We start from the raw sequence: 21560 nt of genomic DNA, 5'->3' as shown, positions 1-21560 counted from the left end.
AACTCTACCAGTTGCGGTTCAGCCAAGCGCGAGCCGGCTTTTCGACGATGTAATAGCTGCACAAAGCGCACGCGAACGCCCCGGCCAGCATCAGCAGCGGCGCACTGCCCTGCGAATAGACGAACTTGTAGAACGGCTGCTGCCACAGATAGAGCGAATACGACCACAGCCCCAGCGTCGCCATAGGCCAGGCGGACAAAAATCCGGTCAGGTAACGAGCGCTGAAGTCGAGCGAATTGACGGCGAGCGCCAACAGCGGCACCGCGATCAGATAGTGGATTGGCGTCGGCACCATATCCATGAACAGAAGAACCGCCCCGACGGACGCCGCAACCGCGACATGCGGCCCCTTGAACAAGGCCGGCAGCCTGTCGTCGGCCTTGAGCAGACATATCACCGCCGACAGCAGGATCGAGGCGATGTGCACGTCGGTTCGCCAATAGGTGGTCTCGTAGTCCATGCCGAAGACCCAGTACGAAATCGCGCCGTTCGCCATGGCCAGCACCGACAGCGCACTGAGCAGCACGACAACGCGGGCACGCCCCGAAACGACAAAGCTGATCAGCGCCAGGATGACATAGGCATGTTCTTCGACGCACAGCGACCAGATATGGTCGAGCGCGCCGGCGCGGCTAACGAGAATTCCGGCATAATTGTAGGTGAATGTCAGCGCCGTCAGCGCCGCCTTCCACTTGAAGGCGACAAAGGTGCCGGACAAGGCAACCATCGAAGCGACGACGAAAACCAGCAGCGCCGGATAGATGCGGGAGAACCGGCGCTTGAAGAACGCCTTGAGCGGATAGCGTTCGATAAAGAGAATCTCGGCCATCAGCCGGCCGCTGAGCACGAAAAAGAACTCGACGCCCATGACACCGAGGTTGAGTCCGGGAACGGGAAAGAAGTGGCCGATCAGCACCAGTGCGATCGACAGGCCGCGCCATCCGTCGAGATAGGCCAGCCTTGTTCGTGACGATGTGTCGGCGGCGGACCGAGACACGACAAGCTGCGTCGCGGAGATATCCGTCATGCCGGTCCCTTCGCATTTGAATGATGCGAAAGGGCTGCAGGCTATGACTGTGCGCTCCGAGCCCCGGCTCGCATTTCCTCCAGGCATATTGCAGTGCAATAGAATGTTGTGCAAGTGCGAGATGGCAACACTCTGGCATGTCCGGCCATCTGACCCGAGAGCGACGAAAAAAGGGGCCGCGAAGGCCCCTTTCCCAAAGCTGGCAATCCCAGGGCCGGCAATCGGTATCTTCAGCCGTTGGCGGCAGCCACGGCGCGCTTGGCCATCACCGCGATCAGATTGGCCCGATAATCGGCCGAGGCGTGGATGTCACTCATCAAATTCTTCGCCGAAATCTTCATGCCGTCGAGCGCGGCGGCCGTGAAACTCTTGGTCAGCGCCGCCTCGATTTCCTTCGAACGGAAGACGCCGTCGTCGCCGGCCCCGGTGACGGCGACCCTGACGCCGTCCTTGCCCTTGGCCACGAAAACCCCGACGATCGCATAGCGCGAGGCGGGATTGCGGAACTTTTCATAGGCCGCCTTGGCCGGCGCGGTGAAGGTCACGGCAGTGATGATCTCGCCGTCTTTCAGCGCCGTCTCGAACAGGCCCGTGAAGAACTTGCCGGCCGCGATCTCGCGCTTGTTGGTGACGATGGTGGCGTCGAGCGCCAGAAGTGCTGCCGGATAGTCGGCCGCCGGATCGTTGTTGGCGATCGAGCCGCCGATCGTGCCCTTGTAGCGCACCGCCGGGTCGCCGATCCGGGACGCCATATGGGCGAGCGCCGGACACGCCCTCTTCAGCTTTTCGTCGCTGGCGACATCGTGATGCGTGGTGGCCGCGCCGATGGTGACGGTCTTGCCCGACACCTTGACGCCTTGCAGGTCCTTGATCCGCGACAGGTCGACCAGGTCGGAAGGCGCGGCAAGCCGTGTCTTCATCGCGGGGATCAACGTCATGCCGCCCGATAAAAGCTTTGCATCGCCGCTCTTGAGCAGCTTGGCGGCATCGGCGACGGAGGCGGCGCGGTGATAGTTGACTGAGTACATTGGGAGTCTCCCGTGAAATAGTGGGTAGTTAGTAGTGAGTAGTGAGTAGTAATGCCGGTCGATTTTGCCTCAATCGTAACTATTCACTACTGACTATTCACTACTCACTCCTGTTTCAGTGTTTCGTTGCCCGGATCGCTGCCCAGACCGTGGACGGCGATGCCGGCATGGCGATATCGGTGATGCCGATGGCGTCGGTGATGGCGTTGATCACCGCCGGCGGTGAGCCGATGGCGCCGGCCTCACCGCAGCCCTTGATGCCGAGCGGATTGCCCGGGCACGGCGTGTTCGAGGTCGAGACCTTGAACGACGGCAAATCGTCGGCGCGCGGCATGGCGTAGTCCATATAGCTCGCCGTCAAAAGCTGCCCGCTGGCGTCGTAGCGAGTGCCCTCCAGCAAGGCCTGGCCGATGCCTTGGGCGACGCCGCCATGCACCTGGCCTTCGACGATCATCGGGTTGATGATGTTGCCGAAATCGTCGGCGGCGACGAACTGGACGATCTCGGTCACGCCGGTTTCCGGATCGATCTCCACCTCGCAGACATAGCAGCCGGCCGGGAAGGTGAAGTTCGACGGATCGTAGAACGACGTCTCCTTCAGCCCCGGCTCCATGCCGCCTGGCAAGTTGTGGGCGGTGTAGGCCGCAAGCGCCATCTGGAACCACGGCACGCTCTTATCGGTGCCTGTGACCTTCAACGCGCCGTTTTCGATGACGATGTCGCCCTCGTCGGCCTCGAGCAGATGCGCGGCGATCTTCTTGGCCTTGGCCTCGACCTTGTCGAGCGCCTTGGCGACGGCCGACATGCCGACGGCGCCCGAGCGCGAACCGTAGGTTCCCATGCCCATCTGCACCTTGTCGGTATCGCCATGGACGATCGAGACGCTGTCTATCGGCACGCCGAAGCGCTGGTTGACCAGTTGCGCGAAAGTCGTCTCATGGCCCTGGCCATGGCTGTGCGAGCCGGTCAGCACCTCGATGGTGCCGGCGGCATTGACGCGCACCTCGGCACTTTCCCAAAGGCCGACACCCGCTCCAAGACTGCCGACCGCCGCCGACGGCGCCAGGCCGCAGGCCTCGATATAGTTGCTCAAGCCGATGCCGCGCAGCTTGCCTCTGTTGGCGGCGGCGGTCTTGCGCTTGGCAAAGCCGGCATAGTCGGCAGCCGCCATCGCCGCGTCGAGCGAGGCGGCATAATCGCCGGCGTCATAATTCATGATGACCGGCGTCTGGTGCGGGAACGATGTGATGAAGTTCTTTCGGCGAAGCTCCGCCGGTGACACGCCCAATTCGCGAGCGGCGGTCTCCATCGTGCGTTCGAGCAGATAGGTGGCCTCCGGCCGCCCTGCCCCGCGATAGGCGTCGACCGGCGCGGTGTTGGTGTAGACGGCGCGCACATTGGCGTGGATCGCCGGAATATCGTACTGGCCCGACAACAGCGTCGCGTAGAGATAGGTCGGCACACAGGACGAGAAGAGCGACATGTAGGCACCGAGATTGGCGATGGTGTCGACCTTCAGTCCGGTGATCCTGTTGTCCTTGTCGAAGGCCATCTCCACCGTCGAGACATGGTCACGGCCATGGGCATCGGTGAGAAAACTCTCGGTGCGGTCGGCCACCCATTTGACCGGCACGCCGGTCTTCTTCGAGGCCCAGAGGCAGATGATTTCTTCCGGATAGATGTAGATCTTCGAGCCGAAGCCGCCGCCGACATCCGGCGCGATGACGCGCAGCTTGTTTTCCGGAGCGACATTGTAGAAGGCGCTCATCACCAGGCGCGCGAGATGCGGATTCTGCGAGGTCGTCCAACACGTGTAGTGGTCCTCGGCCTTGTTGTAATAGCCTAGTGCCGCACGCGGCTCCATGGCGTTGGGCACCAGCCGGTTGTTGACGATCTTCATGCGGGTGACGTGGGCAGCGGCCTTGATCGCCGCATTGGTCGCTGTGCTGTCGCCGAGCTCCCAGTCGAAAATCAGGTTGCCGTCGGCTTCCGGATGGATCTGCGGTGCGCTCCTTTCGAGCGCCTTCGGAGCATCGACGACTGCTTTCAATTCCTTATAGGTGATGTCGACCGCTTCGGCCGCGTCGCGCGCCTGGCCCTTGGTTTCGGCGACCACGACCACCACCGCGTCGCCGACATAGCGGACCCTATCGAAGGCCAGCGGCGACCATGCCCCCATCTTCATCGGCGAGCCGTCCTTGGAATGAATCATCCACCCGCAGATGAGATTGCCGATGCCGTCGGCCTTGAGCTCCTTGCCGGTCAGCACACCGATGACGCCCGGCATGGCCTGAGCCTTTTTGACATCGATCTTCTTGATCTGTGCATGCGCGTACGGGCTGCGCACGAAGGCCGCATGCTTCATGCCGGGAACCACCATGTCGTCGACATAGCGCCCGGCGCCGGTAATGAACCGCCTGTCTTCCTTGCGCGCTACACGAGCGCCAACACCTTCAATGCCCATCGCAGAAATTCCTCCCGAATTGCTGAACTAGGTGAGTAGGGCAGTAGGGCAGTAAGGCAGTAGGGATTTGAGCCAATTTCCCTACTGCCTTACTGCCCTACTCCCTTACTGCCCTTATGCTGCTTGCTTGGCCTTGCCCTTCGAAGACATCGTCTCCGATGCGGCGAGGATCGCCTTCACGATGTTGTGGTAGCCGGTGCAGCGGCAGATGTTGCCTTCGAGCTCGGCGCGCACCGTGGCCTCGTCGAGGCCTTCGGGGTGACGGTTGATCATGTCGGTCGCCGCCATGATCATGCCCGGCGTGCAGAAACCGCACTGCAGCCCATGATGCTCTTTGAACGCCGCCTGCACCGGATGCAGGTCAGCGCCGTCCGCCAAGCCTTCGATCGTCACGATGGTCGACCCGGAGGCTTGCACCGCAAGCATCGTGCAGGATTTTACCGCCTTGCCATCGACATGGATCACACAGGCGCCGCATTGCGAGGTGTCGCAGCCGACATGCGTCCCGGTCAGGCCGAGATTCTCCCTCAAGAAATGAACCAGAAGCGTACGGTCTTCGGCAGCGCCGCTGACTCGCTTTCCGTTGACCGTAAACGATACGTCCGACATGAAACCTCCCTGGGTGCTACCTTGGTCGTTCTGGCGTCGGTGTTGCCCGAGCCCTCCATCTGTCCGCTATTCTTATACCGCATAAAGCACGGGGAAAAAGTGCCGCGGAATGCCGAGATTGCGAGAATGCAGTTCGTCCGAAAATCCGCCTATTGTACTTTCGGTCACGCAAAGACAGGAAATGGCGCAACGAAGCGAAAAACGGTCGCTGTGCGATGCCGCCTTCCGGCCATCAGCGGCCGGGCTGGCCAAGCCGATTTCAGCCGATGCCGTGTTTTCTCAGAACCTCCCGCTCGTCGCCTGATACCCACCCAAATACTTTGGGCTCTCCGCCCAGCTTCTGCACGAGGTAGTGGACGTCGAAATCTATCGTGACGTCCGGTCCGTCTTTTCGGGCATAGATCGACGTCCAGGCGACGTGGGCAACGCAATGATGCTCGTCTATCGGCGAGATGCGAACATCGCGTATTCGCATCTCCTTCGTGCCGATCGCCCGATAATGAGCATAGCCTTGCTCCATAGCCTGCTTGAACTGGTCGTCGTTGTTCCCGACCATGACGCCGGCAGGCGACGCCGCGATGAAGGCGGAGGCGTAGACCGATGCGACTTCGTCCATGTCGGCATCGCCGGCGAGGGATTTCCGGAAAAGCTGCTCATACCTTTCGAACAGCTTCCTGACCTGGGCGTCCATGGATCACGCTCCCTTCCAGTGTAGTTCTGGCCAGTGTGGTTCTGGATTTGAAGTTTCTGAACGCTGACGCCGTCAAAAATAGCAGAAAATTCAAATCCGTCATGTTGGCTCATTGCCAAAGTGGCGCTTGAAGACAACAATGCCCTCGACGCCGGCGCGCCAGACGCGCACAAAAAGCGCGTCGGAGGAATGGAGGAGGAAGCCGCTGGCCAGTTCACGGACGCGCTATGCATGCGGCCTATCGGTGCTCACTACCGACGAACCCGACGCGGATGCGTTCGCCCGGGCGGTGGCGGTGGAAGCCGCAGCCGTCGATGCCGGCTTCGCCCTGCTGTTTTTCTCGCAGAGCCTCGTCGAGGCAGTCGCCCTTTCGGAAGCGCTGAAAGCCCAAGCGCCGGCGCTCCTCTATGCCGGCTGCTCGACGGCCGGCGAGATTACGCCCAAAGGCCTGGAGGACGGCCAGGTCCTGGCCATGCTGCTTCCCTCCGCAACGTTTTCGGCAGCCAGCACCATGGTCGAAAATCTGTCCTCATCGGGCATGGACGGGATCACCGGCGAAGTCGAGGCGCTGAGGCGTTCGTTACGCGGGCGCGTCGGGCACGAGCGAGCTGACACCACTTTCGCGCTCTGCTTCATCGACGGGCTGTCCTATGCCGAAGAAGCCGTGACCTCCGCCATCCATTGGGGGCTCGACGACATTCCGCTGATCGGCGGGTCGGCGGGCGATGATCTGAAATTCGAGACGACGCGGCTGATCTCGAACGGCAAGGTTGCCTCCGACAGCGCCATCATCGTGCTGATCACCACGGAAATTCCTTTCCACGTGTTCAAGACCGACAATTTCGTCCCCACCGACGAGAAGCTGGTGGTGACCGCATCCGATCCCGATCACCGCACCGTGCGCGAATTCAACGCCACCAATGCCGCCGAGGAATATGCCGCCTCGGTCGGCGTCATCCCGCAGATGCTGACGCCGCTGAGTTTTGCCTCGCACCCGGTGGTGTTGAAAGTGGGCGGCGAATTTTACTGCCGCTCGATCCAGAAGATGCACGCGGACGGCTCGCTGTCGTTCTTCTGCGCCATCGACGATGGCGTCGTCCTTTCCATCGCCCAGCCCAAGAACATGGTCGAATCGACGCGGGCCGCCCTTAGGGATGTCGAGGAAAGGCTTGGCGGCATCGACATGATCCTCGGTTTCGACTGCGTGCTGCGCAGGCTCGACGCGCGCAACCGCCAGGTCTTTCGAGAGATTTCGGAACTCTACAAGGTCAACAACGTCATCGGCTTCGGCACCTATGGCGAACAGTACCGGTCGATGCATCTGAACCAGACTTTCACCGGCATCGCTTTCGGAGAGCGGCAGGCGGCGGAGTAGGAGGTTCTTATGCCGCTCAGGAACATCAACGACCTGGAGAAGCTGAAGAAGATCAACGCAGCCCTCGTCAGCCGCGTCGAGCGCTCTATGGAACAGCAGGGCAACGCGTTCTCGCTGTTCCAGACCGCGATTTCGCTCGAGAATCGAGTGCGTACGCGCACCGAGGAATTGCACTCGACACTGCGTAGATTGGAACAGTCCAATATCGATCTCAGCGCGGCCAAGGAAAACGCCGAGCTGGCGAACCTGTCCAAGACCAGGTTCCTGGCCGCCGCCAGCCACGACGTGTTGCAACCGCTGAACGCCGCGCATCTCTCCGTCTCGGCGCTGGCCGAAGTGCAGACCAGCGACGAAGGCAAAAAACTGGTCCGGCAGGTCGAGCGGTCGCTGGAGACGATGGAGGATCTGCTCCGCACCCTGCTCGACATTTCCAAGCTCGACGCCGGTGTCGTGCAGCCCGATATCGGCGACGTCAGCCTGGAGATGCTGTTTTCGTCGCTGCGCTCGGATTTCCTGCCGGTCGCCGAAATGAAGGGCCTGACGCTAAAGTTCCGGCCGGTCAACGCCGTCGTGCGCTCGGACCGCACCTTGCTGCGCCGTATCCTGCAGAACATCCTTTCCAACGCGCTGCGCTACACCCGCTCCGGCGGCGTGCTGGTCGGCACCAGGCATCGCGGCGACACGATCCGCATAGATGTCGCCGATACCGGCTGCGGCATACCCGACGACCAGCGCGAGGCCGTGTTCGAGGAATTCCACCGCGGCACGATCCCGACCGATGCCGGGCTTGCCGGCGGCGGGCTGGGATTGGGCCTGGCCATCGTGCGCCGCATCGCCGCCGCACTCGGCCATCCCGTGACGTTTTCGTCGAAGGTCGGACACGGCACGATTTTCCATATCGACGTTCCGGTCGGGATCGGCGCTAGCGTCGATGCCATTGCCAGCACCGCCGACATGGAGCGGCCGCGCGGCTACGGTCTGTTCGGCACAAAGGTGCTGCTGGTCGAGAACGACATCGAGGTGCTGCAGGCGATGACGTCCCTGCTCGAGCGCTGGCAATGCCTGGTGCGCCCCGCCACCTCGACCGGTGATGCGCTCGACATGCTTGGCGATACGGACTGGGTGCCGGACATCGTCATAGCCGACCAGCATCTCGACGGCGGCGATCTCGGCACCACGACCATCGCCGAGGTCCGCGATTATCTCAGCCGTGCCGTGCCGGCGCTGATCGTCACCGCCGACGGTTCGGAAAAAATTGCCAAAGCCGCCCGCGCGGCCGGCATCGAGCTGATGCGCAAGCCGCTGAAACCGGCACAACTGCGCGCGCTGCTGGCGCATTTGCTGGCTTGATCCCTCAAAGACACGGGCAGAAGACCGCTAGCGACAAGAAAATGGTGCACTGTCACCGTGTTCCGTCCTAGCTCTGGGGCAAAGACGAATGGCCACTTTAGAACTTAGTTCATCCGAAAGAGACCGAATCGAGAGGGTATTGCAGGCGGCCATCTCAGGCTCGTGGGAAGAATTCAAGTCTCTTCCGGATGAGCCCTTTTCGAGTGACAAATCGATGCTCGAGCAATTCGAAGATTCTTCAAAGAGGATTCGACGAGCCGGAGCGAATTTGGAGAAATCGACGGGCATTGAGTTGCAGGAGGATGGGACGCGTTTCATCTTAACGAAGTTCAAGTCGAATGATGGAACTAACATTATCCTAACATTGCATAGCACCGACGAATCAGAACTCAGCATCATAAGCATATGGAACTTTTTCCAGGAGCTGGACCTCAAATCGTTTTTCGATAGTTAAAACCGCAGCCGGCTCTCAAAACCCCGCCTGGCCGCGAAACAGCTCGGCACTGTCGAGCTTCGAAACCTCGATGACGGCTTGCGTCCGGCTGTAGACGTTGAGCTTGCGCAGGATCTCGGAGACATGTGCCTTGACCGTGGTCTCGCCGACCTGCAGCTCGTAGGCGATCTGCTTGTTGAGCAAGCCCTGGCGCAGCATCTGCAGCACCCGCAATTGCTGCGGCGTCAGCTTGGCAAGCCGCTGCACCATTTCGGCGCGGTCGGTGCTGTTGGCGTCCGGCGGCTGGCCTTCGTAGGTTTCGGGCACGTAGATCGCACCTTCCATCACCGAGCGGATGGCGGCGGCCAGATCGCTCTTGCGCGCCGATTTCGGGATGAAGCCGGCCGCGCCATAGGACAGCGCCTCGGAAATGATCTTGGGCTCCTCATGCCCCGAAACGATGACCACCGGCAGGCGCGGATAGCGGGTCCGAAGCTGCAGCAGCCCGTCGAAGCCATGCACATCCGGCATGCTGAGGTCGAGCAGCGCGAGATCGAAGGGCTTGGCATCCGCCAGAAGCTCAAATGCCTCGGTGATCGAACGCGCCTCGACAGTGTCCACGTCCGGATAGGCCATTTGCACAGCGCTGTGCAGCGCCTCGCGAAACAGCGGGTGGTCGTCGATGATCAGAAACCGGGCGCGATCGTTGACTGCGGTCATGGCATTCGTTTCGGTTCAGGCAGGATAGAATAGCCCAGTGACCGTGGCCAGATTATTGGCAAATAGTACATCGCCATCTCTAGCCGAAAGGCGGAGATGGCAATTTCCGGACCACCATGCCTTGCCCGGCCGCCCAAATCGGCCGAATGTGCGGGAATGAGCGACCTCGTCCTTCATAACTACTACCGCTCCTCCACCTCTTACCGGGTGCGGATCGCGCTGGAGATGAAGGGCCTGACCTACCAATACGTGCCGCATCATCTTCGGCACGGCGAGCATCTCGAGCCCGCCTATCTCTCGGTCAATCCGCAGGGGCTGGTGCCGGCACTGATCCTGGGCGACGGCACGCTGCTGACGCAATCACTGGCAATCATCGAATTTCTGAACGAGACTTGGCCCGAACCGCCGCTTTTGCCCCAGGACGCCCTTGGCCGGGCCCGCGTCAGGATGCTGGCGCAGATGATCGCCTGCGACATCCATCCGGTGAACAATCTGCGTGTGCTGACATCATTGCGCACTCTGTTCGGCGCCGGCGACGAGGACGTCGTCAACTGGTTCCGGCACTGGGTGAACGAAGGCTTCCAGCCGCTTGAAAAGATTCTGGCTTCCTCGCCCGAAACCGGGACATTCTGCCATGGCGACACACCGGGGCTGGCCGACATCTGCCTGGTCGCACAGGTCACCAGCAATGCCCGTTTCGGCGTCGACATGACGCCCTATCCGACGATCACACGCATCCACGCCGCCTGCATGGCGCTGCCGGCCTTCCAAAAGGCAGCACCCGAGAACCAGATCGATGCCGAATAGAGCAGTTTGGATCAAAGCATGAGGAATTGCCGATGAAAGCCGTCGTCTTCGAAAAGTTCGGCGAAACGCCGACCATCCAAACCGTTCCCGATCCGGAGCCGGCAATGGGCGGCGTCGTCATCAAGGTCGAGGCGACCGGTCTCTGCCGCAGCGACTGGCATGGCTGGATGGGCCATGACGACGGCATCAGCCTGCCGCACGTGCCCGGCCACGAGCTTGCCGGCGTCGTGGTGGCGGCCGGTAGCCAAGTGACCCGCTGGAAGACCGGCGAGCGCGTCACCGTGCCGTTCGCCGTCGGCTGCGGCCACTGCTTCGAATGCAGCTCGGGCAACCATCAGGTCTGCGAACATCAGTCCCAGCCCGGCTTCACCGCCTGGGGCTCGTTCGCCGAATATGTCGCCATCGACCATGCCGACACCAATCTGGTCCGCTTGCCGGACGAGATGGAATTCGCCACCGCCGCCGGCCTCGGCTGCCGCTTCGTCACCTCGTTCCGCGCCATTGTCGACCAGGGCCGGGTGACGCCCGGCGAGTGGGTGGCCGTGCATGGCTGCGGCGGCGTCGGCCTGTCGGCGATCATGATCGCCAGCGCCATGGGCGCCAACGTGATCGCCATCGACCTGACCGACGAGAAGCTGGATTTCGCCAGCAAGATCGGCGCCGTGGCGACGATCAACGCCGCCAAAACGCCGAACGTGGTCAAGGCGGTCAAGCAGATCACCAATGGCGGCGCGCATATGTCGATGGACGCCCTCGGCCATTCGACGACCTCGTTCAACTCGATCGCGAACCTGCGCCGGCGCGGCCGCCATGTGCAGGTGGGCCTGATGCTCGGCGAACACGCCAGGCCACAGATTCCGATGGACAAGGTGATCGCCTTCGAGCTCGAAATCCGCGGCAGCCACGGCATGCAGGCCTACCGCTACCAGGCGATGATGGAGATGATCCGCACCGGCAAGCTGAAACCTGAACTGCTGGTCGGCAAGCGGATCAGCCTTGACGAAGCGCCCGCGGCCTTGATGGCGATGGGCGGCTTCGAAGGCATCGGCATCGGCGTGGTGACTAGGTTCTAGCCAACCGTCGACGCCTATCTCGCATACCTCTTCGCCCCGACAACGCAAAGCACGACGGCGGCGGTGACGGCGATCATGGCAGGACTGACCTGCTCGTGCAGCAGCACTGCCGCCAGCCCGAGGCCGAAGAACGGCTGGAGGAGTTGCAACTGTCCGACCGCAGCGATGCCGCCTTGCGCCAGTCCGCGATACCAGAACACAAAACCGATCAGCATGCTGAACAGCGAGACGTAGGCCAAGCCAATCCAGGCGGCCTTGCCAACGGGTTCGAGCGACGGTGGCATGGTGATGAGTGTCAGAGCCAGCATGACCGGCAGCGACAATACGAGCGCCCATGAGATCACCTGCCAGCCACCAAGTTTGCGGGACAGCGTGGCTCCTTCCGCATAGCCCAGTCCGCACAGGATGATTGCGCCCAGCATCAGCATGTCGCCTACCGGCGAGGCCGAGACGCCTTGCGTCACCGCAAAGCCGGCAACGAGGGCGCTGCCAAGGCACGAAAACAGCCAGAAGGCCGGTTTGGGGCGATCGCCGCCGCGAATGACGCCGAAGATCGCGGTCGCCAGCGGCAACAGGCCGACGAAGATGATGGAATGGGCCGAGGTGATGTGCTTGAGCGCCAATGCTGTCAGCAAGGGAAAGCCGACCACGACGCCGAGCGCCACGATGGCCAGCGACAACAGATCCTGCCGCTCCGGACGCTTCTGGCGAAAAATGAGCAGAAGCGCGAGGCCGAGTACGCCTGCCGTGGCAGCACGGGCGACGGTTAAGAAGGTCGGATCGAAATCCATCACCGCAACACGCGTTGCCGGAAGCGATCCGCTGAAAATCAGCACGCCCACGAATCCGTTGATCCAACTACCCGCCGTCTTGTCCATCGCACGCTCCTGATGCTCTCGCCTCTATCGGGCCGGACATATGGCGCCACCAGAGACAATGAGGTACAATTTGATAAAACTGTCATGGTAGGCTGAGCGGTACGGATGGACGAGCAGACGACGGCAAATGAGGGCAGCGGGACGCTCGTCGAAAGCGTCATGGCGACGATCAGGCACAGGATCGCTGCGCGCAGCCTGACACCGGGTACACGATTGCCTTCGATCCGGGCTTTCGCGAAAACCATGCAGGTTTCCAAATCCACCGTGGTCGAAGCCTATGAGCGTCTTGCGGCGGAAGGCATCATCCGCTCGCGTCCAGGTTCGGGTTTCTATGCCGCCGGACCGCTGGCTCCCTTGTCGCTGGCCGAGATCGGCCCCAGGCTTGACCGTGCCGTCGATCCGCTCTGGGTTTCGCGCCAGTCGCTGGAAGCCGGCGACGGTGTGCTCAAACCCGGCTGCGGCTGGCTGCCTGCATCGTGGATGCCGGAGGCTGGATTGCGCCGGGCATTGCGGACATTGGCACGAGGTGATGATGTCACGCTGACGGATTACGGCACGCCTCTCGGGCTGCCGCCGCTGCGTCATCTGCTCGCACGGCGCATGGCAGGGCACGGCATCGAGGCATCTCCCGACCAGATCATGCTGACGGAATCGGGCACCCAGGCGATCGACCTGCTGTGCCGGTTCCTGCTCGAGCCGGGCGACACGGTGCTGGTGGACGATCCCTGCTATTTCAACTTCCATGCCCTGTTGCGCGCCCACCGGGCCAAGGTGGTCGGCGTTCCCTATACGCCCACGGGACCGGATATCGAGCTGTTCGCGCAGGCGCTGATCGAGCACCAGCCGCGCCTCTACATCACCAATTCCGCGCTTCACAATCCGACAGGTGCAATTCTGTCGCCGGTCGTCGCCCATCGATTGCTCAAGCTCGCCGACCAATCGGACCTGACGATCATCGAAGATGATATCTTTGCCGACTTCGAACACACGCCCGCACCCAGGCTGGCGGCGTTCGACGGTCTTGGCCGCGTCGTCCATATCGGCAGCTTCTCAAAAACGCTTTCGGCGTCGGTGCGCTGCGGCTTCATCGCGGCTCCGCGCGACTGGATGGATGGGTTGACCGACCTCAAGATCGCCACGTCCTTTGGCAGCGGCAGGCTTGCCTCCGAACTGGTGCTGACGCTGCTGAAGGACGGTCTCTATCGCAAGCACGTGGATTTGTTGCGCACGCGGCTTTCACGCGCCATGGCTGAGACAAGCACGCGGCTGAAGGCGATCGGCATCACGCCGTGGATCGACCAGCCGGCCGGCATGTTCTTGTGGTGCAGCCTACCGGAAGGCGTGGATGCAGCTGAAATGGCCCGCCGCGCCTTGTCGGCCACTATCGTGCTGGCGCCCGGCAATGCGTTCAGCCTGTCTCAAACTGCCAGCCGTTTCCTGCGCTTCAACGTCGCGCAGTCGGCAGACGAGAGAATTTTCAGGACACTCGAGGAGGCGATGTCGCGTTGATTTTCGCTATCACGGAAATGCAGGCTTTGGCGCTTCGCCTCAGGCCCTGCCCCGCTTGCGCCGCTCGTAAAGCATGACGAGCGTTTCGGCGGTCAGCGCCGGCTTCTGCTCACCTTCGATCTCGACGATGTTGGCGGCCTTCATCAGATACTGGCCGGGGCCCTTGTCCTCCACGGACAAAAGCGTGATGCGCAGTCTGATGCGCGCGCCGGCCCTGACCGGCGCCAGGAACCGCACCTTGTCGAAGCCATAGTTGAAGGCGGCTTGCGTGTTTTCGGGCACGATGCCCATGTCGAGCGCCAGCGCGCCGATGATCGACAGTGTCAGATAACCATGCGCGATGGTGGTGCGGAACGGGCTTTGCCGCTTCGCCCGCTCTGGATCGACATGGATCCATTGGCGGTCGCCCGTGCATTCGGCGAACTGGTCGATGCGGCTCTGGTCGACCGTCGTCCAGTCCGACACACCGAGCTCCTGCCCGGTCATCATCCTGAGCTGCTCGTAGGTCGGCGGCGTCCTCGGCCGTGTTTGCGTCATTCTTGCTTTCCCGATCGCCTGCTTTCCCGATCACTTGTCCTGCCTCCCGACCACGAACCGGCCGCCTCTGTCAATTCGCTCCGCGCGTTCCGCTGCGGTATCCTCGGTCGGATCGCTCGATGCCTGTGTCCAGCGCCGCAAAACAGGCTATCCGGGCCAAGAGAAACTTTGTGCGCCTTGGCCGGGGCCGAGAATCAACAATACGACTTTCCAAGAGCCGGATAACGGGAGAAAAGTCTGCTTTGGCTTGGGAATAGCCTACTTCTTGTCGTAGCCGGTGCGGATTTCCTCCATCGCCTCCTTGATGCGGTCGCGCAGGATCTCGACCGATTCGGTGCCGGATTTCCTGGCCAGTTCGGCCACCTCGCCGGCGTTCTTCAATGCGGTCTCGAAGGATTTCCTGGCGAACGCCGCTTGCTTGGCCATCAACTCCCGAGGATCGCCCGGCGCCCTGTAACTTTGCGCCATGTCGGCGATTTCGTGCAGCGTGTCCTGCAGCATCTCGCGTTGCCTGGAGAATAGCGACGACGCGCCGGCGGCACTTGCCCTGGCTGATTTTTCCAGTGCCTCGACGTTCTTGCGATGATGGTTGAGGATCGCCTCGACATCGACGTTCGGCAGCTTCAGGTCGCGGCCGAACCTGCCGAACATGTCCATGAAAGAGCCGGGATCCGGTTGCTTTGCCATGGTTGCTTCTCCCCTGTTGCTGCGACTGCGGCACCTGGGGAGAAGAATAGGGCACTGGTGCTTCGCGGTCCATTCGCAGGCGCAACACATCGCCCTCAGCCGACGAGGAACAGCAATTCCACCGTATGGAGCACGAGGCCGGCTAGGCCGCCGATGACCATGCCGTTGAAGCGGATATATTGCAGGTCCCTGCCGATGTTCATCTCGATCAGCCTGGTGAGCTGGGCAAGGTCCCAGCGCTTGACCTGATCGGCGATGAATTTCGAGACGCCGCTCTTCTGGCTTTCGACGAAGGAAGACAGCGCCACGACGAACCCCTGGTTCATGTCGGCTCTGATCTGCGCGTCGCCGGCAAGATGGCGGCCGACTTCGACGAACATATTGGCGAGATGGGCGCGAATCATCGAATTCGACGCCTTGGCGTCCTGCTCGATGAACAGGCTGAGGCTTTCCCACATGTCGCCGGCCAGCGCCTTCAGCTCCGGCCTGGCGAGGAAATCGCGCTTCAGTTTCTCGGCGCGCTTGGCGTATTGCTTGGATGTCCTCAGCCGCTCGACGAAGGTCAGGACAAAACGGTCGAATTCGGCGCGCATCGGGTGTTCGGGATCGGCCCTCACCTCGTCGAGCAGCGAACCGGCGGAGGCGACGATCTTCTTCAGCAGATAGGCGTCGGCGCGAAACAGGTTGAACAGCGACGGCAGTTCCTCGCGGATCTTCTCGCGCATGCTCGCCAGCGCCTGCTCGTCGCTCAAAAAGCGGCCGACGACCTTGGTGAATTCGTCGAACAGCCTTTGGTGGCGGCGGTCGTCGGTCAGGGCCGACAGCAACTCGGCGGCGAGCGGCGCCAGCGGCACCTTTTCGATCTGCTCCAGCATGCGGCTGGTGACGAAGCCGCGCAGGCCCGATTGCTTGACGGCCGCCAGCGTCTGCGGCACCAGCCGGCCGACGAAATGCGATAGATCGGCGGCGCGGTTGGGATCGGCCAGCCAGTCCGCGACGAGCGCGGAAAAGTCGACCTCGGCAAGCTTTTCGCGCACCGGCTCCGGCGCCAGGAAATTGACCTCGATGAAGCGGCCGAGATTGTCGGCGATGCGGTTCTGGTTCTCCGGAATGATGGCGGTGTGCGGGATCGGCAGGCCGAGCGGCCGCCTGAACAGCGCTACCACCGCATACCAGTCGGCCAGCCCGCCAATCGTCGCCGCCTCGGCGAAAGCGGCGACGAATCCCAGCCACGGATAGTGGCCCTCGAACGACTTGGCCGCCGCGAAGACGAGGACGCACAGCGCCAGCGCTGCGGTGGCGACGAACTTGGTGCGCCGAAGCGCCGAAAGCTTGGCGTCCGCGTCGGCATCGAACCGGGCGGATGCCAAAGTCGGTGCTGATTGTGACATGGATGAACTGCTCCTGGTCGATCTCGCGGACTTAACTTAGTAATCCGCCCACCCGAATGCGCGCCAGACCAATCGGGGCCATGTTTTGCACGATCCCGTGCGCAAACTTGACAAAAATCTTCACCTATTATGCGATGCTTGTCTGGAATTATTCCAAGGTATAGGCCATATTAGGCCTGAGCTAATGCTTCGTGAGGACAAAATGCGGCTAACACGCCAGACCAACTACGCCATGCGCATCCTGATGTATTGCGCCGCGAATACCGATCGGCTGAGCCGCATCCCAGAGATCGCGGCCGCCTACTCGGTGTCCGAGCTTTTTCTCTTCAAGATCCTGCAGCCTTTGGTCGAGCATGGTCTGGTCGAGACGGTGCGCGGCAGGAACGGCGGCGTCAGGCTCGGCCGCGCGGCCGAATCCATCACGCTGTTCGACGTCGTGCGCGTGACCGAAGAGAGCTTCGCCATGGCCGAATGCTTCGAGAACGATGCTGCCGAATGTCCGCTGGTCGACAGTTGCGCGCTGAATTCGGCGCTCCGCGAGGCGCTCAACGCCTTCTTCGCCGTGCTTGAGCGCTACACGATCGCCGACATGGTGGCGGCGCGTCCGAATGTGCGACACCTGCTCGGCATCGACATGCTGGTGCAAAGGGCGCCGGCCGCCTGATCCTGGTCGCATCGCGGTTTGGCTAGGTCTGTTGAGATTCAGGTCAGGCCGAGCCGAAAATGGTGGGTTCCGAGAACCGGAACGGAACGTACGTTTGGGTACGTGAGTACCGGAAGCGCAGGAAATCGCCATTTGCAGGCCGGCATCACCTGAATATCAACAGACCGACTGCGGCAACACGAACGGCATATTTCCAGGCGGCAGCACGCCTACCCTCAGCCGGCAATCGAACACTTTTTCGATCAGATCGTCGCTCAGCACGTCCTGCGGTGAGCCGGTGGCGGCTAGCCTGCCGCGATGCATGACGAAAATCCGGTCGGCATACATGGCCGTCAAATTGAGGTCGTGCAGGATGGCGACCACGCCGCCGCCCCGTCTGGCGAAGTCGCGGGCGATGTTCATGATGATCAATTGGTGCTTGATATCGAGGCTGGAAACCGGCTCGTCGAGGAAGAGATAGCGCGGTTTGCCGTCGAGGACCGGCGCCCAGACCTGGCAGAGCACGCGGGCCAACTGCACGCGCTGCTGCTCGCCGCCCGAAAGCTCCTGGTAGAAACGGCCGGCAAAGCCGTCGAGGTCGACCCGCGCCAGCGCCCGTTCGGGCAGGCGCTCGTCCTCACCGGGAAGCGCGCCCGAGCGCCCGCCGAGCAGGCCGAGCCTGACGATCTCGCGCACAGTGAAGGGAAAGGACAACGTCGTCGCCTGCGGCAGGACGGCGCGCATCGTCGCGGCCTCGACCGGTTTCATCACCGACAGGTCGCGGCCGTTGATGGTGACCTCTCCCGAATAGGCAAGATCGCCGGACAACGCCCTCAGGAAGGTCGTCTTGCCCGAACCATTGGGGCCGACGATGGCCGCGACTTCGCCGGGCCGCATGTCGAAATCGACATTGGCGACGATACGCTTGCCACCGATCGCCACCGAGACATCCCGCGCTTCGATCATAAAACCCCTCTCACAGGTCGATGACCCTACGCTTACGCAGCAGGATCCAGAGGAAGAACGGAGCGCCCGCGATCGCGGTGACGATGCCGATCGGCAGCTCGGCCGGCGCAACGATGGTGCGGGCGATCGCATCGGCCAGAAGCAGCAGGCAAGCGCCAAGCAGGGCCGACGCCGGCAGCAAATAACGGTTGTCCGGGCCGATAGCCAAGCGCAACAGATGCGGCACCACGATGCCGACAAAGCCGATGCCGCCGCTGACCGCGACAGATGCCCCGACCGCCGCCGAAACGCCGATGATTGCAGTGTATTTCAGCCGCTGCACCGGGATGCCGAGATGGCCGGCGGTGGCTTCGCCCAGCGCCAGCGCGTTGAGGCCGCGCGCCAGGAACGGCATCGCCGCTAACGCCAGCACGATGATCGGCCCGACTGAGCCGATTTTTTGCCAGGTCGCGCCGGCGAGCGAGCCGAGCTGCCAGAAGGTCAGGTCGCGCAACTGCCGGTCGTCGGCCATGAAGATCAGGATGCCGGTCAGCGCCATGGCAAGGGCAGCCAGCGCAATACCGGCGAGCAGCATGGTGGCAACCGAGGTTCGGCCTTGCCGGGTGGCGACCTGATAGAGCACCAATGTCGTCGCCAGCCCGCCGCAGAACGCGGCAAGCGGCAGAGCGAGCGTGCCCAGCACCGAAGTTATCGGCGCCAGCACCGTGGCGCCAAGCACGATGACGGCCACCGCGCCGAGGCTCGACCCAGCCGAAACCCCGATGAGACCGGGATCTGCCAGCGGGTTGCGGAACAGCCCTTGCATGACCGCGCCGGAGACGGCAAGCGCGGCGCCGATCAGCACACCGAGGATGACGCGCGGCAGGCGGATATCGTAGACGATCAGGCGGTCGCGGGCGCTCAGCGCCTCATTGCCGGGTGCTGCGCCTAACAGCCAGTCGCCGACGACGCTGACGGCGGAGGCATCGGATGCGCCTGATGTCAGCGACAGCAGGACGGCAACGGCAAGTCCCAGGCATAAAAGCAGAATGACGATGCGCGCCCGCCCCGAACGGTCGCCGTCGGATGCTGTCGCCATGGTGCCCGCACCAGCGATCGATTGATCCACCATTGGAAGCCCGCTCAGTCCGCGGCCTGATCGCCATAAAGCGAGGCGGCAAGGTCGTGGATGACGTCGGCCGTGCGCGGCCCGAAGCCGAGCAGATAGCCGCCATCCATGCGGATCACCTTGCGCGCCGCACCCGCCGGCGTCGACAAGATGGCCGGGTTCGCGAACAATTCGTCATCGGATGCGGCGGGACCGGCATTGTTCATTATCAGGATCACGTCCGGCTTGGCGGTGATAACAGCCTCGTCGGACAATTGCTTGTAGCCGGAATAGCCGTCAACCGCGTTGACACCGCCCGAAAGCTTGATGATGCCGTCGGCGGCAGTCTCGCTGCCGGATGCGAGTATCTTGCCACCCTGCATCGACAGCACGAACAGGACGCGCTTGCGTTCCTTGATCGAAGCGGTCTGCTTTTCGGCGGCCTTCAGCTTGGCATCGATCTCGGCTGCCAGCGCATCGGCCTTGGCGTCCACGCCAAGCGCCTTGCCGACGATATGGATCTTTTCGAGAATGCCTTCATGGTCGTAGCGCTCGGGCACCTCGATGAATGGAATGCTCGTTTTCTTCAGCACGTCGACCGCTTGCTTCGGCCCGCTGCCGTGCAGCGCCAGGATGCCTGACGGATTGACCGACAGGACGCCTTCCGGCGACAGCTGGCGCATGTAGCCGACATCAGGCAGCTTGAGCGCCGCCTCGGGATAACGGCTGGTCGAATCGCGGGCGACCAGCCGATCCTGCTCGCCGAGCGCAAAGACGATCTCGGTGATCGAACCGCCGATGGCCGCTATCTTCGACGGGTCCGCAAAGACCTCCGTGCCTTCGGCGGCACGGGCCGGCAGCAATGCGGCAAAGGCCAGGGCAAGGCCGATCGCGGCCCCAAGCGTCGTTCTGAAAACACGCGCCCGTTTAAGCAAAGGAGCCATTGTCGTTGTCCTCAGGCTGCGGTCGGGCTTGGAATGCGCGGCAGGTTCTCTGCCAGAAACCGCCAGTCCTCGCGCTCGCTTTCACCTTCATGGCGCTTACCGAAGAACTGGATGATCATCTTGCCGTCGGCGCCATAGGCTTCGAGAGACGTGACATGGCCATCCTTGGTCGGTTTGCGCACGGCCCAGACCTCATGGATGTGGTCGGTCCGCAGATGCAGGTGGAAGGTCTCGTCCAGCACGTTGATCCATGGCCCCATCGGCTTGATAGACTTGATTGGGCCCGAATGGATCTGGATGCAGCCGCGATTGCCGACAAAGCACATGATCGGCATCTCGCCCTCGGCGGCATGGTGGAACATCGCGCTGACGGCATCGTTGTCGAGCAGCCAGGCGTAATCCTGGCCGACCATGCGCATCGCCTGGCGGCGGTCGAGCTTGAGCGTCTTCAGCATGCCGAAGAACTGGTGCACGTCAGTCAGGCGGCTCCAGCGGTCGCGCAGATCGTCGACATCAGCGGAAGCGTCGGAAGCCTCGGTCTCGTCGGCAAATCCGCCGTCTGAAATTGCGACCGTCGACTCCTGGTTTGGCGATTCGAGCTCGGCCACCAGCTTCTGATAGGCATAGAGGTTGGACGCGGGCCGCAGATGCACCTTGTGCACCGCCTCGCCTGCCGCATCGAAGAACTGCAGGCTGCGCCTGATATCGCCGCCGTCGCGCTTTTCGACGGCAAAGCCGTGCGTCCAGACTTTCGGGAAGATGCGCAGATCGATGTTCTCGCCAAGCACCATGGCATTGTGGTTGCCGGTGACGACTTTGTCGTAGACGCCGATCTTCTCGTGCACAGCGCTTTCGTTGCGCGTCAGCGCCATGACCTCACCGACGGCCTCGAGGCCGGTCAGAAGATCGTTGACGCGCGGCTCGACGCGGACGACGCCGTCGCCGCAATGCGCGGCGACCAGCTCGGCCTCCGAAATGCCAAGCTGGGCAGCGAGATCGCGCTCGCGCGTCTTCGGATTGTCTGCCCGCGCCCGCCGGATCTCGTGCGGAGCGGGTTTTACGCGCTGGTCCATCTCTTAAATACCTACTCTTGCCTACTTGTTGAGGATGAGCTTGCCCTGGCGGGTGATCTTCAGCCGGTAGAGCGCTCCGTGATGCTCGATGCCGATCTCGTGCTCGCCCTGGAACAGCGTGTTGCTGGACAGGGTTCTCACGGTCAACGGAACCCGGTCGAAACGAGCCGAATTGTCGTCGGAACGGCGGACGCGATAGCGAAAGTCATTGGGATTGTGCGTGTTCATCTGGTTCGATCCCTTTCCTGTGCCGGGCGTCTGGCTAGGC

21 protein-coding genes are annotated in these 21560 nt (G+C 62.4%); 6 read left to right on the top strand and 15 right to left on the bottom strand.

Translation table 11 applies throughout. The annotated features are described in order from the left end of the window. Window positions 1-4: 4 nt before the first annotated feature. From EJ075_RS25290 to EJ075_RS25270, 5 genes are all read right to left on the bottom strand, one after another. A complete protein-coding gene (locus EJ075_RS25290; protein WP_126106189.1) occupies window positions 5-1027 on the bottom strand; it encodes an acyltransferase in 1023 nt (340 codons plus the stop codon). A 230-nt stretch (window positions 1028-1257) separates the two neighbouring features. Continuing rightward, window positions 1258-2055, bottom strand: coding sequence for a xanthine dehydrogenase family protein subunit M (locus tag EJ075_RS25285; RefSeq protein ID WP_095485532.1), 798 nt, complete (start codon window positions 2053-2055; stop codon window positions 1258-1260). Window positions 2056-2170: 115 nt separating this feature from the next. Next, window positions 2171-4519: a xanthine dehydrogenase family protein molybdopterin-binding subunit gene (locus EJ075_RS25280; protein ID WP_126106188.1), complete on the bottom strand. Its 2349-nt coding sequence runs from the start codon at window positions 4517-4519 to the stop codon at window positions 2171-2173. Between the two features lie 114 nt (window positions 4520-4633). After that, a complete protein-coding gene (locus tag EJ075_RS25275; protein ID WP_126106187.1) occupies window positions 4634-5128 on the bottom strand; it encodes a (2Fe-2S)-binding protein in 495 nt (164 codons plus the stop codon). Between the two features lie 259 nt (window positions 5129-5387). Continuing rightward, window positions 5388-5819, bottom strand: coding sequence for a hypothetical protein (locus EJ075_RS25270; protein ID WP_095485535.1), 432 nt, complete (start codon window positions 5817-5819; stop codon window positions 5388-5390). A 139-nt stretch (window positions 5820-5958) separates the two neighbouring features. Between EJ075_RS25270 and EJ075_RS25265 the strand changes: the two genes are divergently transcribed. Then, on the top strand, window positions 5959-7194 hold the full coding sequence (locus tag EJ075_RS25265) for an FIST signal transduction protein (protein WP_101954494.1): 1236 nt from the start codon (window positions 5959-5961) through the stop codon (window positions 7192-7194). A 9-nt stretch (window positions 7195-7203) separates the two neighbouring features. Continuing rightward, window positions 7204-8544: a hybrid sensor histidine kinase/response regulator gene (locus EJ075_RS25260; protein ID WP_126106186.1), complete on the top strand. Its 1341-nt coding sequence runs from the start codon at window positions 7204-7206 to the stop codon at window positions 8542-8544. Window positions 8545-9013: 469 nt separating this feature from the next. On the opposite strand, the gene EJ075_RS25255 is transcribed toward EJ075_RS25260, so the two are convergent. Further along, complete coding sequence (locus EJ075_RS25255; protein ID WP_126106185.1) at window positions 9014-9697, bottom strand: response regulator transcription factor; 684 nt, start codon at window positions 9695-9697, stop codon at window positions 9014-9016. 156 nt (window positions 9698-9853) lie between these two features. Here EJ075_RS25255 and maiA point away from each other — a divergent pair, with 156 nt between their 5' ends. Both maiA and EJ075_RS25245 read left to right on the top strand, forming a co-directional pair. Further along, window positions 9854-10504 (top strand): maleylacetoacetate isomerase, encoded by a 651-nt coding sequence (maiA, locus tag EJ075_RS25250; RefSeq protein WP_126106184.1) that lies wholly within the window; start codon window positions 9854-9856, stop codon window positions 10502-10504. A 32-nt stretch (window positions 10505-10536) separates the two neighbouring features. Further along, the gene (locus EJ075_RS25245) at window positions 10537-11577 is read left to right on the top strand and encodes a zinc-dependent alcohol dehydrogenase family protein (RefSeq protein WP_126106183.1); all 1041 of its coding nucleotides are present in this window, start codon (window positions 10537-10539) and stop codon (window positions 11575-11577) included. Between the two features lie 14 nt (window positions 11578-11591). Here the strand turns inward: EJ075_RS25245 and EJ075_RS25240 are convergent, their stop codons facing one another. After that, entirely contained in the window at window positions 11592-12455 is an 864-nt protein-coding gene (locus EJ075_RS25240) for a DMT family transporter (RefSeq protein WP_126106182.1), read from the bottom strand. A gap of 105 nt (window positions 12456-12560) precedes the next feature. On the opposite strand from EJ075_RS25240, the gene EJ075_RS25235 reads away from it, so the two are divergent. Beyond that, the gene (locus EJ075_RS25235) at window positions 12561-13964 is read left to right on the top strand and encodes a PLP-dependent aminotransferase family protein (RefSeq protein ID WP_126106181.1); all 1404 of its coding nucleotides are present in this window, start codon (window positions 12561-12563) and stop codon (window positions 13962-13964) included. 39 nt (window positions 13965-14003) lie between these two features. On the opposite strand, the gene EJ075_RS25230 is transcribed toward EJ075_RS25235, so the two are convergent. From EJ075_RS25230 to EJ075_RS25220, 3 genes are all read right to left on the bottom strand, one after another. Then, on the bottom strand, window positions 14004-14501 hold the full coding sequence (locus EJ075_RS25230) for a MaoC family dehydratase (protein WP_095486635.1): 498 nt from the start codon (window positions 14499-14501) through the stop codon (window positions 14004-14006). Window positions 14502-14759: 258 nt separating this feature from the next. Continuing rightward, window positions 14760-15188, bottom strand: coding sequence for a phasin family protein (locus EJ075_RS25225; protein WP_126106180.1), 429 nt, complete (start codon window positions 15186-15188; stop codon window positions 14760-14762). 95 nt (window positions 15189-15283) lie between these two features. Then, window positions 15284-16579, bottom strand: coding sequence for a DUF445 domain-containing protein (locus tag EJ075_RS25220; protein ID WP_126106179.1), 1296 nt, complete (start codon window positions 16577-16579; stop codon window positions 15284-15286). A 202-nt stretch (window positions 16580-16781) separates the two neighbouring features. Between EJ075_RS25220 and rirA the strand changes: the two genes are divergently transcribed. Further along, a complete protein-coding gene (gene rirA, locus EJ075_RS25215) occupies window positions 16782-17243 on the top strand; it encodes an iron-responsive transcriptional regulator RirA (protein ID WP_126106178.1) in 462 nt (153 codons plus the stop codon). A 156-nt stretch (window positions 17244-17399) separates the two neighbouring features. Here rirA and EJ075_RS25210 read toward each other — a convergent pair whose 3' ends face one another. The 5 genes from EJ075_RS25210 to hemP are packed head-to-tail and all read right to left on the bottom strand — an operon-like array spanning window position 17400 to window position 21520. Beyond that, complete coding sequence (locus EJ075_RS25210; protein WP_126106177.1) at window positions 17400-18188, bottom strand: heme ABC transporter ATP-binding protein; 789 nt, start codon at window positions 18186-18188, stop codon at window positions 17400-17402. Between the two features lie 10 nt (window positions 18189-18198). Next, window positions 18199-19299, bottom strand: a complete 1101-nt coding sequence (locus tag EJ075_RS25205) for an iron ABC transporter permease (protein WP_126106176.1) — start codon at window positions 19297-19299, stop codon at window positions 18199-18201. 11 nt (window positions 19300-19310) lie between these two features. Continuing rightward, window positions 19311-20219, bottom strand: coding sequence for a hemin ABC transporter substrate-binding protein (locus tag EJ075_RS25200; RefSeq protein ID WP_095486640.1), 909 nt, complete (start codon window positions 20217-20219; stop codon window positions 19311-19313). A gap of 11 nt (window positions 20220-20230) precedes the next feature. Continuing rightward, complete coding sequence (locus tag EJ075_RS25195; RefSeq protein ID WP_126106175.1) at window positions 20231-21292, bottom strand: hemin-degrading factor; 1062 nt, start codon at window positions 21290-21292, stop codon at window positions 20231-20233. 21 nt (window positions 21293-21313) lie between these two features. Then, on the bottom strand, window positions 21314-21520 hold the full coding sequence (gene hemP, locus EJ075_RS25190) for a hemin uptake protein HemP (protein WP_095494491.1): 207 nt from the start codon (window positions 21518-21520) through the stop codon (window positions 21314-21316). Between the last annotated feature and the right edge of the window lie 40 nt (window positions 21521-21560).

The sequence above is a fragment of the Mesorhizobium sp. M6A.T.Cr.TU.016.01.1.1 genome, assembly GCF_003952585.1.
Classification (GTDB): domain Bacteria; phylum Pseudomonadota; class Alphaproteobacteria; order Rhizobiales; family Rhizobiaceae; genus Mesorhizobium; species Mesorhizobium mediterraneum.
The sequence above is the reverse complement of the archived record's forward strand: the minus strand, read 5'-3'. Positions and strand labels throughout refer to the sequence as shown.